Source organism: Vibrio alginolyticus NBRC 15630 = ATCC 17749, from assembly GCF_000354175.2.
Lineage (GTDB): Bacteria > Pseudomonadota > Gammaproteobacteria > Enterobacterales > Vibrionaceae > Vibrio > Vibrio alginolyticus.
The window spans coordinates 2,815,160-2,831,275 of record NC_022349.1 but is presented as its reverse complement, the minus strand read 5'-3'; the positions used below and the strand labels follow the sequence as shown (position 1 = coordinate 2,831,275).

11 protein-coding genes are annotated in these 16,116 nt (G+C 45.2%); 1 reads left to right on the top strand and 10 read right to left on the bottom strand.

All coding sequences use genetic code 11. The annotated features are described in order from the left end of the window. Positions 1–70 precede the first annotated feature (70 nt). The 5 genes from carB to secA all read right to left on the bottom strand — a co-directional run bounded on the left by carB (position 71) and on the right by secA (position 9,145). Positions 71–3,304 carry a carbamoyl-phosphate synthase large subunit gene (carB, locus tag N646_RS13045; RefSeq protein ID WP_005381854.1) on the bottom strand — a complete coding sequence of 1,078 codons (3,234 nt, stop codon included), beginning with the start codon at positions 3,302–3,304 and terminating at the stop codon, positions 71–73. Positions 3,305–3,320: 16 nt separating this feature from the next. Next, entirely contained in the window at positions 3,321–4,460 is a 1,140-nt protein-coding gene (carA, locus tag N646_RS13040; RefSeq protein WP_017821483.1) for a glutamine-hydrolyzing carbamoyl-phosphate synthase small subunit, read from the bottom strand. A 481-nt stretch (positions 4,461–4,941) separates the two neighbouring features. Next, the gene (dapB, locus tag N646_RS13035; protein ID WP_005381860.1) at positions 4,942–5,751 is read right to left on the bottom strand and encodes a 4-hydroxy-tetrahydrodipicolinate reductase; all 810 of its coding nucleotides are present in this window, start codon (positions 5,749–5,751) and stop codon (positions 4,942–4,944) included. A 110-nt stretch (positions 5,752–5,861) separates the two neighbouring features. Continuing rightward, positions 5,862–6,260, bottom strand: coding sequence for an 8-oxo-dGTP diphosphatase MutT (gene mutT, locus N646_RS13030; protein WP_005387387.1), 399 nt, complete (start codon positions 6,258–6,260; stop codon positions 5,862–5,864). A gap of 155 nt (positions 6,261–6,415) precedes the next feature. Beyond that, entirely contained in the window at positions 6,416–9,145 is a 2,730-nt protein-coding gene (secA, locus tag N646_RS13025) for a preprotein translocase subunit SecA (protein WP_005381868.1), read from the bottom strand. A 407-nt stretch (positions 9,146–9,552) separates the two neighbouring features. On the opposite strand from secA, the gene N646_RS13020 reads away from it, so the two are divergent. Next, complete coding sequence (locus tag N646_RS13020) at positions 9,553–10,011, top strand: DUF721 domain-containing protein (protein ID WP_017821484.1); 459 nt, start codon at positions 9,553–9,555, stop codon at positions 10,009–10,011. A 113-nt stretch (positions 10,012–10,124) separates the two neighbouring features. Here the strand turns inward: N646_RS13020 and lpxC are convergent, their stop codons facing one another. From lpxC to murC, 5 genes are all read right to left on the bottom strand, one after another. Beyond that, on the bottom strand, positions 10,125–11,042 hold the full coding sequence (gene lpxC, locus N646_RS13015) for a UDP-3-O-acyl-N-acetylglucosamine deacetylase (protein WP_005381871.1): 918 nt from the start codon (positions 11,040–11,042) through the stop codon (positions 10,125–10,127). 101 nt (positions 11,043–11,143) lie between these two features. Beyond that, the gene (gene ftsZ, locus N646_RS13010) at positions 11,144–12,382 is read right to left on the bottom strand and encodes a cell division protein FtsZ (protein WP_017633617.1); all 1,239 of its coding nucleotides are present in this window, start codon (positions 12,380–12,382) and stop codon (positions 11,144–11,146) included. Between the two features lie 30 nt (positions 12,383–12,412). Continuing rightward, the gene (ftsA, locus tag N646_RS13005; protein ID WP_005372946.1) at positions 12,413–13,675 is read right to left on the bottom strand and encodes a cell division protein FtsA; all 1,263 of its coding nucleotides are present in this window, start codon (positions 13,673–13,675) and stop codon (positions 12,413–12,415) included. Beyond that, a complete protein-coding gene (locus N646_RS13000; RefSeq protein ID WP_005372945.1) occupies positions 13,668–14,450 on the bottom strand; it encodes a cell division protein FtsQ/DivIB in 783 nt (260 codons plus the stop codon). Before N646_RS13000 ends, ftsA begins: the two co-directional genes overlap by 8 nt. Positions 14,451–14,642: 192 nt before the next feature. Beyond that, positions 14,643–16,100, bottom strand: coding sequence for a UDP-N-acetylmuramate--L-alanine ligase (gene murC, locus N646_RS12995; protein ID WP_005372944.1), 1,458 nt, complete (start codon positions 16,098–16,100; stop codon positions 14,643–14,645). Positions 16,101–16,116 lie beyond the last annotated feature (16 nt).

Here is a 16,116-nt window from a genome sequence, read left to right as displayed (position 1 = left end):
CCCGCTCAAATGAGCGGGCAATGAGGTTGTCATGTAAGCCCTGATTAATGAGCTTACTGATTTTTATCTGTTACGCGTCTAGACTCGCTTTCACTTTAGCGTGCAACTCTTGAACCGAAGTTACTGACGCTTTTGCGTCTGCAGTATGAGACATACATGTAGCGAACGCTGCATTCAGTGTCGTTGTGTAGTTCACTTTTTCTGCCAGTGCACCACGGCGTAGAACTTTCGAATCTTCAATCGCTTGACGACCAGCAGCCGTGTTTACGATATAGGTGTATTCGTTGTTCTTGATGCGGTCAAGAATGTGTGGACGACCTTCGTGTACTTTGTTTACCAAACGTGGGTTAATACCCGCTTCGCCCAGAATTACAGCAGTACCGTGTGTCGCATCCAACTGGTAACCCAGTTTCACTAACTTAGAAGCTAGGTCAACAACACGCTCTTTATCACCTTCACGTACAGACAGTAGCGCACGACCACCTTCAGGATAAACCGCACCACAACCTAGCTCTGCTTTCGCGTAAGCTTCTGCGAACGTTGCACCCACACCCATTACTTCACCTGTTGAGCGCATTTCAGGGCCCAATAGAGGGTCAACACCAGGGAATTTGTTGAACGGCAGAACCACTTCTTTCACTGAGTAGTAAGGAGGGATAATCTCTTTAGTAAAGCCTTGTGACTCTAGAGATTGACCCGCCATTACACGTGCAGCGATTTTCGCTAGAGGAGCGCCTGTCGCTTTCGATACGAATGGTACCGTACGAGCAGCACGAGGGTTCACTTCAATTAGATAAACGTCGTTGTCTTTCACAGCAAACTGCGTGTTCATCAAACCGCGTACACCGAGTTCGAATGCTAACTTCTCAACTTGCTCACGCATCTTGTCTTGAATTTCCTGACTTAGCGTGTATGCAGGCAGTGAACATGCAGAGTCACCAGAGTGAACACCCGCTTGTTCGATGTGCTCCATGATACCACCGATAACGACGCGTTCACCGTCACAGATAGCATCAATATCAACTTCGGTTGCATCATCCAAGAAACGGTCTAGCAGAACTGGAGACTCGTTCGATACGCTTACTGCTTCGTTGAAGTAGCGACGCAGGTCTTGCTCGTCGTATACGATTTCCATCGCACGACCACCGAGTACATAAGATGGACGAACAACTAATGGGAAGCCAATTTCTTTCGATTTCTCAACCGCTTGCTCCATCGTTGTTACTGTCGCGTTTTCTGGCTGAAGTAGACCTAAACGGTCAACAGCGGCTTGGAAGCGTTCGCGGTCTTCCGCACGGTCGATAGCATCTGGGCTAGTACCAATGATTGGCACACCAGCCGCTTCTAGAGCACGAGCCAGTTTAAGTGGCGTTTGACCACCGTACTGAACAATCACACCTTTTGGTTTTTCAACGCGAGCGATAGACAGTACATCTTCCAGAGTTACTGGCTCGAAGTACAGACGATCAGACGTATCGTAGTCAGTAGATACCGTTTCTGGGTTACAGTTAACCATAATGGTTTCGTAACCGTCTTCACGCAGCGCAAGTGATGCATGAACACAACAGTAATCGAATTCGATACCTTGGCCGATACGGTTTGGACCGCCACCAAGAACCATGATCTTATCTTTGTCTGTTGGGTTTGCTTCACATTCTTCATCGTAAGATGAGTACATGTAAGCCGTGTCAGAAGAAAACTCTGCTGCACATGTATCCACACGTTTGTAAACCGGATGAATATCAAACTGCTCACGAGCACGGCGAATTTCACTTTCAGCGACACCAAGCAATTTAGACAAGCGAGCATCAGAGAAGCCTTTGCGTTTCATCTGACGAAGCACTTCTTTGGTCAAACCTGCGTAGCCGCCCGCCTTGACTTGTTCTTCGAGTTTTACAATTTCTTCGATTTGAACCAGGAACCAGCGGTCGATTTGAGTCAAGTTGAACACACCGTCGACTGACATACCCGCTCGGAATGCATCGGCGATGTACCAGATACGCTCTGCACCTGCTTCTTTAAGTTCGTGACGAATCTTAGTCAGTGCATCTGGCGCTTCCAGATCGACCATCTCATCAAAACCAGTTGCGCCAACTTCTAGGCCACGCAGTGCTTTGTGAAGAGATTCTTGTTGGTTACGACCAATCGCCATTACCTCACCAACCGATTTCATCTGAGTTGTCAGACGATCGTTTGCACCAGCAAATTTCTCGAAGTTAAAGCGAGGGATCTTAGTTACGACGTAGTCGATAGTTGGTTCAAATGACGCAGGTGTTGCACCACCTGTGATGTCGTTTTGTAGTTCGTCTAGCGTAAAGCCAACAGCCAGTTTCGCGGCAATTTTCGCAATTGGGAAGCCTGTTGCTTTTGATGCTAGCGCAGAAGAGCGAGATACACGCGGGTTCATCTCGATGATGACCATACGACCATCTTTCGGGTTGATACCAAACTGTACGTTTGAACCACCTGTTTCAACACCGATTTCACGCAGAACAGCTAGCGATGCATTACGCATAAGCTGGTATTCTTTGTCAGTCAGTGTTTGTGCTGGAGCAACCGTGATTGAGTCACCCGTATGGATGCCCATTGGGTCAAAGTTCTCGATTGAACATACGATGATACAGTTGTCCGCTTTGTCACGAACGACTTCCATTTCGTACTCTTTCCAACCGATGAGTGACTCATCGATAAGAAGTTCGTTGGTCGGAGATAAGTCCAGACCACGACGACAGATTTCTTCGAACTCTTCTTTGTTGTACGCGATACCACCACCAGTGCCACCCATGGTGAACGATGGACGGATGATACAAGGGAAGCCAACCATATCTAAAACTTTGTAAGCTTCTTCCATGCTCTTCGCTGTATCTGCGCGAGGACACTCAAGGCCGATAGACTTCATCGCTTTATCAAAACGAGAACGGTCTTCCGCTTTGTCGATTGCATCAGCCGTTGCACCAATCATCTCTACGCCAAACTCTGCGAGAACGCCGTGCTTCTCTAAATCTAACGCACAGTTAAGTGCTGTCTGACCACCCATAGTTGGCAGAACTGCATCAGGACGTTCTTTCTCGATGATCTTGCGTACAACTTCCCACTGAATCGGCTCGATGTAAGTCGCATCTGCCATCTCTGGGTCAGTCATAATCGTTGCTGGATTAGAGTTAACTAGGATAACTCGGTAGCCTTCTTCGCGAAGAGCTTTACACGCTTGTGCGCCAGAGTAGTCAAACTCACATGCCTGACCGATAACAATCGGACCAGCACCAAGAATTAGAATACTTTGAATGTCAGTACGTTTTGGCATTATCTACTACTCCGAATTAAGCGCTGTGTTTTTTGATTAGTTCGATAAAGTGGTCAAATAGCGGTGCCGCGTCATGTGGACCAGGGCTCGCTTCTGGGTGACCTTGGAAGCTAAATGCTGGCTTGTCTGTGCGGTGGATACCTTGCAAAGAGCCATCAAATAGCGATACGTGAGTAGCACGTAAGTTTTCCGGTAATGTTGCTTCATCTGCCGCAAAGCCGTGGTTTTGCGAGGTAATCATCACAACGTTACGCTCTAAATCTTTTACTGGGTGGTTTGCACCGTGGTGACCAAACTTCATTTTCACCGTTTGCGCACCTGATGCTAGCGCCAGAATTTGGTGACCTAGACAAATACCAAAAATTGGCAGGCCTTTTTCTAGGAACACTTTGGTTGCTTCAATCGCGTAAGTACATGGTTCTGGGTCACCAGGGCCGTTTGATAAGAATACGCCATCTGGATTTAGTGCCAGAACTTCTTCCGCTGACGTTTCTGCAGGTACAACCGTTAAGCGGCAGCCACGGTCAACCAACATTCGTAAGATGTTGCGTTTTGCGCCGAAGTCGTAAGCGACAACGTGGTATGGCAGCTCGCTGTCATCTTTCGCCTCTGGAAGTCCACCTTCAAGCGTCCACGAACCTTGCTTCCATTGATACGCTTCTTTTGTTGTAACTTCTTTCGCAAGGTCCATTCCTTTTAAGCCTGGGAATTCTTTTGCTTTCGCTAGTGCCAAAGCTTCGTCGAGGTTGTTGCCCGCAACAATACAGCCGTTTTGAGCACCTTTTTCACGCAGGATACGAGTGAGCTTACGAGTATCGATATCAGCGATGCCAACGATATTTTGAGACTTAAGATAATCAGAGAGGGATTGTTCGTTACGGAAGTTAGAAGCGATTAGAGGAAGATCGCGAATCACAAGGCCTTGTGCATGAATGGAAGAGGATTCTTCATCTTCGGAAGTGGTTCCGGTATTGCCAATGTGAGGATAAGTGAGAGTGACGATTTGCTGAGAATAGGAAGGATCAGTGAGGATTTCTTGATACCCCGTCATCGAGGTATTAAAAACGACTTCACCAACGGAAAGACCATCTGCCCCTATGGACACTCCGCGGAACACTGTCCCATCTTCTAGGACCAACAGTGCTAATTTACCCAAGACAACCTCCAGAATAAAAATGCAAAAAAAATAAATCAAACTGCAAACATGCCTTCCTTTACCTATAAAATCTACATAAATAGGTATTTCAGACAAATTGGCGGTATTCTAAAGTTGGACTCGAAACCTGTCAACCTACAATCAAAAATAAATGATTAATTTCTAGCGAGTAAGGTCATTTTGAATCAGTAAGGCCCAAAAAGATAACTTTTACATGCTATTACATAGAGAGGCATAGAGGTTTAATGAATTTTACAAATTTGAACTTTTTAGAGATCACAAAAAAGTATGAATTTTTCACGCAAACGTTCACTCGACAAAAAAGACATTAGTTTTTAGATATCAAAACCCAAAACACCCACAAAACAACCAAAACAACGACAAAAGTAAGCACCAAAATACTTTCTGTTAGAATCATTTCATTTACAAATAATTCTATAGATATAAAAAAGCCGGCTACCGCCGGCGAATAATTATGTATTTAGAGTTCATTCAATCCCAAAACATCTGTCATGGTATAAAAGCCCGCTGGTTTGGCACTCAACCAAACAGCGGCCTTGACGGCGCCATTAGCAAACGTCATACGATCGGTCGCTTTGTGCGTTATCTCCACTCGTTCCCCGATATCAGCAAACATGGCTGTGTGCTCACCGACGATATCGCCAGCGCGAATTGTAGCAAAGCCGATCTCATCTTTAGTACGTTCACCTGTGATACCTTCTCGCGCATAGACAGCTACATCATTCAGCTTGTTGCCCATCGCACCAGCAATGGCTTCGCCCATCCCGATAGCGGTACCAGAAGGAGCATCAACTTTATGACGATGATGTGCTTCGACAATCTCAACATCACAGTAGTCGCCCATCACTTTGGCTGCTTTCTCAAGAAGCTTAAATACTAGGTTCACACCAACAGAGTAGTTAGGAGCCATGACAACAGGCACTTGCTTAGCGGCTTCGTCAATCAGTTCACGCTCTGCATCACTGAAACCAGTCGTCCCAATCACAATACTCTTTCCATGCTTCTTACACAGTTCAAGATTCGCCAACGTACTTACTGGGGCAGTAAAATCGATGATTACATCAAAATTATCGACGTCTTTAGCAAGATCATCCGTTAAGAACACATCGAATTTGCCTTCACCACAAAGTTCACCGATATCGACACCGACAAGTGAGGACTCAGGTCGTTCTGATCCCGCGCTCACTGTCGCCTCTGGGTTAAGGTGTGAAGCTTTAACCAAATTACGGCCCATTCGGCCTGCTGCTCCTGCGATTGCAATACGAACCATTGCGCTTTCTCTCCTTCTCTGGATAACGAGGTTTGCTCTCGTTCTCTCGTTTCGCTTAATCTGTTTAAACTAACAACATACCGTGGTTACCACAAGCAAGTTCATCAGGCTTAAGCGAACTCTTTTACGACACGCTCCAAGATAGGCACGTTCGCTTCAGGAAAGGCATAGTTACCCAATTCTCTTATCTCAACCCAGCGACCTTCTTGACCTTCTCGGCCGTAAGGCTCATTACTGAACTTAGATACCGTAATAAAATCAAACTTAAGTGATTTGTCTGGATAGTCATATTCCAAATGCTCGAAAAGGGCTTGCTCAGTAACTTCAATTCCTACCTCTTCTTCAAGTTCTCTTGCTAGAGCATGTTCAATACTTTCTCCTGACTCGACTTTCCCGCCGGGAAACTCCCAAAACCCGCCTTTATGCTTGTCGTCTGGACGCTTTGTAATAAAAATTTTTGATTTGTCTTGGTTAAAAATAATAGCCGCGACTATGTGAATTCTTTTCATAGGGGTTCCTAACTCTCAAGCCGTTACACTTCAACGGTCTTTGCATCTCTAAAACTATCCGATGCTATCAAAACTTATGAAATTCGACAGCCACAGAATTTGCTTAAAAAAAGAGCCGCCTAGGCGACTCTTTAAAAAATTATCTGACTAATACGTTAGTCGATCTTGCCGTGGCACTGTTTATACTTCTTACCACTACCACAAGGGCAAGGCTCATTGCGACCTACTTTACGTTCATCACGTACCATTGGCTGACTTGAACCTTCTTCAGATTCTTCACCTTCAGAAAGAGGGTTTTGTGCTGCTGCGTGTTGCGCTTGAGCACGACGAGCGGCCTCTTCAGCTTGCGCACGACGTTGCTCTTCCATACGTTCAACTTCTTCTTGTTGCTGAACTCGAACGCGAGATAGAACAGTAATCACATCAGTTTTCAGCGCTTCTAGTAGACCTTCAAACAGTTCAAACGATTCACGCTTGTATTCCTGTTTCGGGTTCTTCTGCGCATAGCCGCGTAAGTGAATACCCTGACGCAAGTGATCCATTGCTGCCAAGTGCTCTTTCCAAAGCGTATCCAGAGTTTGAAGCATAACCGATTTCTCGAAGTTACGAAGCACTTGCGCACCCACCACTTCCTCTTTCTCTTTGTACACTTCAACGGCTAGATTGATGATCTTCTCGCGTAGCGCCTCTTCGTAAAGCTTATCGTCTTCTTCAAGCCATTGCTTCACTGGCGCATCAAGATCGAAGTCTGCTTTCAAGCGCTCTTGCAGACCTTCAACGTCCCACATATCTTCTAGTGATTGTGGCGGGATGTACTCATCAATAACCGCGGTTAGCACATCTTCACGGTTTTGCTCGATCATACCGCTGATGTCTTCAACGTTCATCAATTCGTCGCGCAGCTCGTAGACAACCTTACGCTGATCGTTCGCCACATCATCGTATTCTAGTAGCTGCTTACGGATATCAAAGTTACGACCTTCCACTTTGCGCTGTGCTTTTTCAATTGAGCGAGAAAGCATTTTCGATTCAATAGCTTCACCTTCTTCCATACCACTTTGAATAAGGCTCGCCATACGATCAGAAGTGAAAATACGTAACAAAGAGTCTTCCATAGATAGGTAGAAGCGCGATGAACCCGCATCACCTTGACGACCAGAACGACCACGTAGCTGGTTATCAATACGGCGAGATTCGTGGCGCTCAGTACCAATGATGTGTAGACCACCAGCATCTAGTACTTGATCATGTACCACTTTCCACTCTGCTTTAATCGCATCGATTTGTTCTTGAGTTGGGTTCTCCAAAGCTTCCACTTTTGATTGCCAACTACCGCCAAGCACAATGTCCGTACCACGACCGGCCATGTTGGTCGCGATAGTTACCGCACCAGGCATACCCGCTTCAGCGACAATTTCCGCTTCCTTCTCATGGAATTTTGCATTCAATACGTTGTGTTTGATCTTAGCCTTCTTCAATGCGTTAGAAAGAAGTTCTGATTTTTCAATCGATACGGTACCAACCAATGTTGGCTGACCTTTCGCAACGCGCTCTTTGATATCTTCAATGATTGCAGCAAACTTCTCAGCTTCGGTACGGTACACTACATCCGGCATATCGTTACGAATCATTGGTTTGTTGGTTGGGATAACCACCGTTTCCAAGCCATAAATAGATTGGAACTCAAACGCTTCAGTATCCGCAGTACCTGTCATACCAGACAGTTTTTCGTATAAGCGGAAATAGTTCTGGAAGGTAATCGAAGCCAAAGTTTGGTTTTCGTTTTGAATCTTAACGCCTTCTTTCGCTTCTACTGCTTGGTGAAGACCTTCAGACCAACGACGACCTGGCATTGTACGACCAGTATGTTCATCAACAATTACTACTTCACCTTCGTCAGTAACGATGTAATCAACGTTGCGCTCAAACAACACATGAGCACGCAAAGCGGCATTCACGTGATGTAACATGCTGATGTTAGTCGGAGAGTAAAGTGTGTCACCCTCTTCCATAAGACCATTTTTCACCAACAGTTCTTCAACGTACTCTTGGCCCGTTTCTGTGAGGTATACTTGCTTTGATTTCTCATCAACAGTGTAGTGACCATCACCACGATATTCTTCAGAGTCTTCTTTGTCTTGCTTTTTAAGATGCGGGATCAAAAGGTTGATTCGGGTGTATAGCTCAGAGCTATCTTCAGCAGGACCAGAAATGATTAAAGGGGTACGAGCTTCATCAATTAGGATTGAGTCCACCTCATCGACAACTGCAAAGAAGCGTTCACGTTGTACGCGATCTTCGCTACGGAAAGCCATATTGTCACGAAGGTAGTCAAAACCAAATTCATTGTTCGTTCCGTACAAGATGTCAGCTTGGTACGCTTCTTTTTTCTCTTGAGGAGGCATGTTTGGCACGTTTACGCCAACAGTCATACCTAAAAATTCAAACAGAGGGCGGTTTGTCTCTGCATCACGTTTAGCTAGATAATCGTTCACTGTTACAATATGAACGCCTTTACCAGCTAGGGCATTTAGGTAAGCAGGGAGCGTTGCCGTCAGCGTTTTACCTTCACCCGTACGCATTTCAGCGATTTGACCCGCATTTAGAACCATACCACCGATAAGCTGGACGTCGAAGTGGCGCATACCGTAGACACGCTTAGATGCTTCACGAACCGTAGCAAAAGCTTCTGGAAGTAGTTTATCAAGAGTTTCACCCTTCTCTAGGCGCTCACGGAACTCAACCGTCTTTGCTTTTAACTCTTCGTCACTTAGAGCTTCGAATGTTGGCTCAAAGTTATTAATTTCTTTTACAATTTTTCTAAGGCGGCGCAGTGTTCGGTCGTTGCGACTGCCAATCACTTTTGTCAGTAGCTTAGTTATCATTTTTCGTGAATCTCTCTTTATTCAGACCGTTCCCGATCTACTCATAATGCCTTCAGTCTCTGCCAGTTTGGAACTAAGAATACTGAGATAAATCATTTATCAAAGATATTGAGTTCAAACATCCATATTTCAAGGCTAAGTTTTGAAACAATGTGGCTTAGTGTAAGGATTTTTAATCGATACAACCATAAATAGACGTATTTGTTTGAAGCACTCTGAAGTTTTTACTTAAAGTGGTGACTGATTAGCCGATATTGCATACCGCAATATGTGTAATCCATCCAGAGCAAACTTTGCTTTTTACCTTGCTACATTGTAAAACTGAAGCTAAAGACGTTAATGTAAACTATACCTTGATAGAAAGCTGCTCTAGAATAGCTATATCTCAACAAAATTAGATTTTACCTATGCGTGATCACCGTCCAACCTCGACTGAAGATGTTATTGCTGAGTCACAGTTCAAGCAGATTCAAGAACATGCTGGAGAAATCTTACAGCTTAACCAAGCTTTGCAAGAGGTCTTACCCACGGGGACGGCCGATCATTGCCGAGTAGCGAATGTTCGTAACGGCCATCTATTGATCGATGTCTCTAGTGCCGCGATCAAAATGAAGATCGATTACGATCGCCTCATGATCCTAAATAAACTTCGTACTCAAGGCTTTGCCAAGCTGATGAGCGTTGAAGTGAGGATCAATCCTTCACTATATCGAAACCGCTTTCAACAAGACGACAGACCTAAGCGTCCACCACTAACCGCATCTGCAGCAAAGTCATTAATGACGATTGCCGACATGGCGCCACCGAAAATTCAAGAGCGTTTAAAACGATTAGCCGATATAGCAGAAAAGGAAGATCGTAAGTGAACGTTATTTCAATATGCTGAAAACTTGAATGTTATTGATAAATCCAGGATTAAAGCCAAATAGCAAAAAACCAGGCATAAGCCTGGTTTTTTATTAATTCTAATGCCAAGTATTTACGCAAGCACCATATTTGGTTCTGCGAATGCTACTGGTGAGCCGACTTCTTCTTCGAATGTAGTCCACTCCCACGCTTCCTGATCTGCAAGAACAGCACGTAACAGTTGGTTATTTAAACCGTGGCCAGATTTAAAGGCACGGAATTCACCAATGATTGGGTGGCCACACATGTAAAGGTCACCAATCGCATCCAACACTTTGTGAGTCACAAACTCATTTTCAAAGCGTAGACCTTCTTCATTAAGAATACGGTAATCATCCAAAACGATAGCATTGTCAAAACTACCACCCAAAACTAGGTTTTGAGATTGTAGATATTCGATATCACGCATAAAGCCAAACGTACGTGCTCGAGAAATCTCACGAACAAAGCCTTTTGACGAGAAATCAAACAGCAAACGTTGCTCGTCTGATTCAATCGCTGGGTGATTAAACTCAATTTCGAAGTCCATACGGAAGCCGTTAAATGGTACAAATTCTGCCCATTTATCACCATCTTCAAAACGAACTGGCTTTTTGATGCGGATGAAGCGTTTTGGCGCATTTTGCGTTTCGATACCTGCTTGTTGTAGCAAGTATACAAATGGGCTTGCACTACCATCCATGATCGGAATTTCAGGTGCGTCTACTTCGACAACAATGTTATCGATGCCCATACCAGCAAGTGCCGCATTCAAGTGCTCAACAGTTGAAATACGCACACCTTCATCGTTTACCAATGCAGTACAAAGCATGGTGTCACGAACCGAAGCTGGATCAGCTGGAAAATCTACAGGTGGATTTACATCTGTACGACGGTAAATGATACCTGTATTTGCAGCAGCCGGGCGCAGAGTAAGTGTGACTTTACGACCAGAGTGGAGACCCACACCAGTTGTTTTCACTATTTCTTTCAGAGTACGTTGTCTGATCATCTGCTTGCCTCTCAAAAATTTGCTACAAAACACGGCCGTCTGTAACGTCGACCGTGAATGCTACCATAATTTTGAGCCATGTCAAATTTATGGGTTAAAGATTAATCAGCCTGACGACGCAAAAATGCCGGTATATCTAAATAACCACTTTCCTTTTCTTGCTTTGGAGCCGCAGAACTTTGGCTCGACGAAGCTGGAGAAGAAGGAGCAGTGTTTGTCGGCTGAGGAGTTACCTGTGGCTTCTCTTGCACTTGATTATTTTGCAAGGTCTGTGCCGGTTTTTCTTCAGCTTGCGTTGCCGCTGCTTGTTGCTGTGGTTGAGCTTGCGGCGTCGGTGCCACTTTAGCTTTACCACCCGCAACTAGCGTGATATCTGGCTTTTTCTCATTACCAATACCTGTCGCTACAACTGTTACGCGGATTTCGTCAGTCATATCAGGGTCTAGAGAAGTACCGATAACAACAGTCGCATTGTCAGAAGCGAATGCCTTCACTGTATTACCAACCGTCTCAAACTCGTCAAGACGCATATCCAGACCAGCAGTAATATTGACAAGAACACCACGAGCGCCCGCTAGATCGATGTCTTCCAGAAGTGGGCTAGAAATTGCCATTTCAGCCGCTTCTTCAGCACGGTCTTCACCTTTGGCGATGCCGCTACCCATCATTGCGTGACCCATTTCAGACATTACAGTTCTTACGTCCGCAAAGTCGACGTTGATCATGCCAGGGCGAGTAATTAGCTCAGCAATACCTTGAACGGCATTCTTAAGAACATCGTTAGCGCTTGCAAAAGCTTCTAGTAGTGTTACACCACGACCAAGTACTTTAAGTAGCTTTTCGTTTGGAATCGTGATCAAAGAGTCAACATGCTTAGAGAGCTCATCGATACCTTGCTCAGCAAATGCCAAACGCTTTTTACCTTCAAAACTAAACGGTTTAGTTACTACCGCTACTGTTAGAATGCCAAGCTCTTTAGCCACTTCAGCAATAACAGGCGCTGCACCAGTACCGGTACCGCCACCCATACCAGCTGCGATAAACACCATATCGGCGCCAGTCAGGGAATCTTTAATTCGATCTCTGTCTTCGAGAGCTGCGTCACGGCCAACCTGTGGATTAGCACCTGCACCCAGACCTTTAGTGATATCACCACCGATCTGAATAACATTGCCAACGCTTGTCTTACGAAGTGCTTGCGCATCAGTGTTGACGCTGATGAATTCCACACCTTCGATGGATTCACGCACCATGTGTTCAACGGCGTTACCACCGCCGCCACCAACCCCAACGACCTTGATTACTGCATCGTCAGACATTTCCATCATCGGTTCAAACATGTGTTGTCTCCGTTTATCCTGCAACTCAGGTTAAAACTCTTTTTGTATCCAGTTACGCAATTTATCGAAAAAGCCAGTTACAGATGAGCGTTTAGGTTCATTATAATCGCTATCGTCGCTAGACTGCATGTCTCTTGCGTAATGAAGTAATCCAACTGCCGTAGAATGGTACGGCTCTTTTACATAGTCAGTTAATCCGCTGACTTCGAGCGGTTTGCCGACCCTTACTTGATTGCGGAATACGCGTTCCGCACATTCTACCACTCCGTCCATTTGCGCAGCACCGCCGGTGAGTACAACTCCCGCAGCCAGATGGTGCTTGATACCCTCTTCGCGCAATTTTGCTTGTACAGAGTCGATAGTTTGGTTAACCAGTCCCATAAGCTCAGAGTAGCGTGGCTCAATCACTTCTGACAACGTTTGACGTTGCAGGCTACGTGATGGTCGTCCACCTACGCTTGGTACATTAACCGTGTCATCCTTACTGACCAGTTCACTCAAAGCACAGCCATATTTGACTTTTATTTCTTCAGCATCGCTCACTGGCGTACCAAAAGCAAAAGCAATATCACTGGTTACAGCATTTCCTGCGTACGAAAATACTTCTGTGTGACGTAACGCACCGCCAGTCCAGATGGCCACATCCATCGTGCCGGCGCCAATATCAACCACACAAACTCCAAGCTCTCTTTCATCCTCGGTGATTACTGCATTACTAGCAGCAAGCCCAGAAAATACGAGTTGTTCTACTTTAAGGCCGCAGCGTTCTACCGCCTTAATAATATTGCGTGCCATGTCATTATGGCATGAGATAAGGTGGACACTCACTTCCATTCTTACCCCAGATAAACCAAGCGGATTTTTGATTCCTTCTTGGTAATCAATGGTGAACTCCTGCGGGATCACATGAAGAATTCGCTGTTCATCACCGATTTTAATCGATTTTGCGGTATGGATAGCGCGATCCATGTCTTCTTGAGACACCTCTTCATCAGAAATCGTGCCCATACCTTTTTCAATTCGGCTTGCGATATGCTTACCAGACAACGAAATGAAGACTCGGCTGATCTGGCACTCTGCCATTAATTCAGCTTGATCAATTGCACGTTGTACTGATTTTACAACCGACTCCAAATCATTCACGCCACCTTTATCCATGCCGCGTGAGGGGCTACTACCTGCGCCAATAATATTAATTTGACCGTCTGGTAAAACCTCACCCACTAGAGCCGATACGGTTGCAGTGCCTATATCAAGACCAACAATAATGTTGTCATCAGCGGCCTTAGTCATCTGTACTCTCTTCTAACTCTTGTTCAGGAAACCAACCAACTGCGGCTCCTGTATCGTACCTAAGATCGATATAACTGATTCTTTGCGTGTCACTGCCAAGCTTGTTATAGAGCTTAAAAAAGCGCTCTATACGCTCAAGAAGAGACTCTTTACCGAGCTCTAATCGAATACCGTTATCAAGGATGATTTGCCAAGCTCGTCGCTCGTTTAATACCAGAGACGATATCGCTAACCCCAATTGCTGAAACTTAGGACTCAAATCACGGTAAGTCTGTAAGACTTCCGGTCCGCTATCTTTGGGTCCGTACAGCTTCACTTTTTCTTCTTGCAACAGAGCAACATCTCCATCAAAAACGAACCCGTTTTTATCTAACAGTTCGTTGCCATTCCAAATGGCTTCTGGTTGATGCTCCGTCAAAAAAACTTTTACTGTATCCGGCCACTGCTTTCGGATTGCAGCATGCGCTACCCATGGCAGAGCTTCGACACTTTGCTGTAATACATCAATATCCTGGGACATAAATGTACCGATGTGATCAATTCGACTAAATGCAGCCTGCACATCGTCAGCTTGGACATACTCCAGTTTCCCCTGAAGTACTATTTTGGAGAGAGGTAACCTTTGGTCATCCCACATCCAACTGATCGCCGCGTACAAAACAGAACAAATTAAAGTCACAACCACAACGAAAAATAACGCACCCAAGATTTTTTCTTGGCGACCACGGTTGTTACCCGTGTTTGGTCGCTCGTCATTCAGTGCAATATTCAACAACGTCTTCGTTTCCTGACTTTTGTCGTGTACTTTTTACCCATATAATTACGCAGAGGTAAAAGTCTTGACTTTAACCTTGGGATTATACTGAGCTCTTGTAAACTATCAAACACTGATAGCAATAAATCACAATGATATTGACGCAAAATCGAGATCTGAGTCTTTATCTGTCCTTCGCATCAACAATATGTGTCAGCCAAGCATCGTGTTTATATTCAATTTAAGACCTGCCAGCTGTTTCGCCACTTTACCAATATCACCCGCACCTTGCGTTAAGATTAGGTCGCCGTCTTGTATAACGTTAGCTAAAACTGAAGGTAATTGCTCGATTTCTGGAACAAAAATCGGATCTACCTTGCCTCGGCTGCGAATTGTGCGACATAAAGCGCGCCCATCAGCACCTGCAATCGGCTTTTCACCCGCTGCGTAAACATCCAGCATGATCAATACATCCACCTGTTCAAGCACATTCGCGAAATCATCGTATAAATCACGAGTACGGCTATAACGGTGCGGTTGGAAAATCATCACCAAACGCTTGTCTTGCCACCCACTGCGTGCTGCATTAATGGTTACATCCACTTCTGTTGGATGATGGCCGTAATCATCAACAAGCATTGCATGGCCGTTGCCAGTATCAAACTCGCCAAGGTGATCAAAACGTCTTCCCGTACCTTGAGTACCAGCCATTGCCTTTAGGATCGCATCGTCTTCAATATCATCTTCAGTAGCAACCGCAATCGCAGCAGACGCATTCAATGCATTGTGACGACCTGGAATATTCAGCGTGATATCTAAGTTAGCTCGCCCTTTACGTACTACCGTAAATTTGCCTTGCTGTCCCTCTTGACGATAATCTTCAATACGTACGTCGGCATCTTCAGAAAAACCGTAAGTTATCACTTGACGACTAATACGTGGGATTAACTCTCGAACCACAGGATCGTCAATGCAAACAATTGCTTGGCCGTAAAACGGTAGATTATGAAGGAAATCGATGAAGGTTTGCTTTAAGGTTTCAAAGTCACCACCATAGGTATCCATATGATCGGCTTCGATATTGGTAACAATGCTCACCATTGGTTGCAAGTGCAGGAATGACGCGTCACTTTCATCTGCCTCTGCAATTAGAATACGACTCGAGCCTAGACGCGCATTTGTACCTGCGCTTTTCACCAAACCGCCATTCACAAACGTTGGATCAAGACCGGCTTCAGAATAGATTTGAGTAACAAGAGCGGTCGTCGTGGTTTTACCGTGTGTACCCGCAACGGCAATACCGTGACGGAATCGCATCAATTCAGCCAACATCTCTGCGCGGCGTACAATAGGGATGCGTAATTCACGTGCCGCCATCACTTCTGGGTTTTCTTCGTTGATCGCCGTTGACACAACAACCACACTGGCTTTTTCTACATTACTGGCTTGATGACCAATAAATACCGTCGCACCTTTTGATACCAAACGCTCTGTCACAGCGTTCTCTGATAGATCAGAACCTGTGATTTGGTAGCCTTCGTTCAACAGCACTTCTGCAATGCCGCTCATGCCCGCACCACCAATACCGATGAAGTGGATGGATTTCACGCGGCGCATCTCTGGCACCATTGCGCGAATCTGAGCTAAGTCTTGTGTATGTTGGATTGTCATCAATTCTATTCTCAAT

What these genes read in the sequence shown, in the direction of transcription:
- carB (WP_005381854.1), bottom strand. Translation starts at nt 3,304, where the DNA reads ATGCCAAAACGTACTGACATTCAAAGTATTCTAATTCTTGGTGCTGGT.
- dapB (WP_005381860.1), bottom strand. Translation starts at nt 5,751, where the DNA reads ATGGTTCGTATTGCAATCGCAGGAGCAGCAGGCCGAATGGGCCGTAAT.
- mutT (WP_005387387.1), bottom strand. Translation starts at nt 6,260, where the DNA reads ATGAAAAGAATTCACATAGTCGCGGCTATTATTTTTAACCAAGACAAA.
- secA (WP_005381868.1), bottom strand. Translation starts at nt 9,145, where the DNA reads ATGATAACTAAGCTACTGACAAAAGTGATTGGCAGTCGCAACGACCGA.
- N646_RS13020 (WP_017821484.1), top strand. Translation starts at nt 9,553, where the DNA reads ATGCGTGATCACCGTCCAACCTCGACTGAAGATGTTATTGCTGAGTCA.
- lpxC (WP_005381871.1), bottom strand. Translation starts at nt 11,042, where the DNA reads ATGATCAGACAACGTACTCTGAAAGAAATAGTGAAAACAACTGGTGTG.
- ftsZ (WP_017633617.1), bottom strand. Translation starts at nt 12,382, where the DNA reads ATGTTTGAACCGATGATGGAAATGTCTGACGATGCAGTAATCAAGGTC.
- ftsA (WP_005372946.1), bottom strand. Translation starts at nt 13,675, where the DNA reads ATGACTAAGGCCGCTGATGACAACATTATTGTTGGTCTTGATATAGGC.
- murC (WP_005372944.1), bottom strand. Translation starts at nt 16,100, where the DNA reads ATGACAATCCAACATACACAAGACTTAGCTCAGATTCGCGCAATGGTG.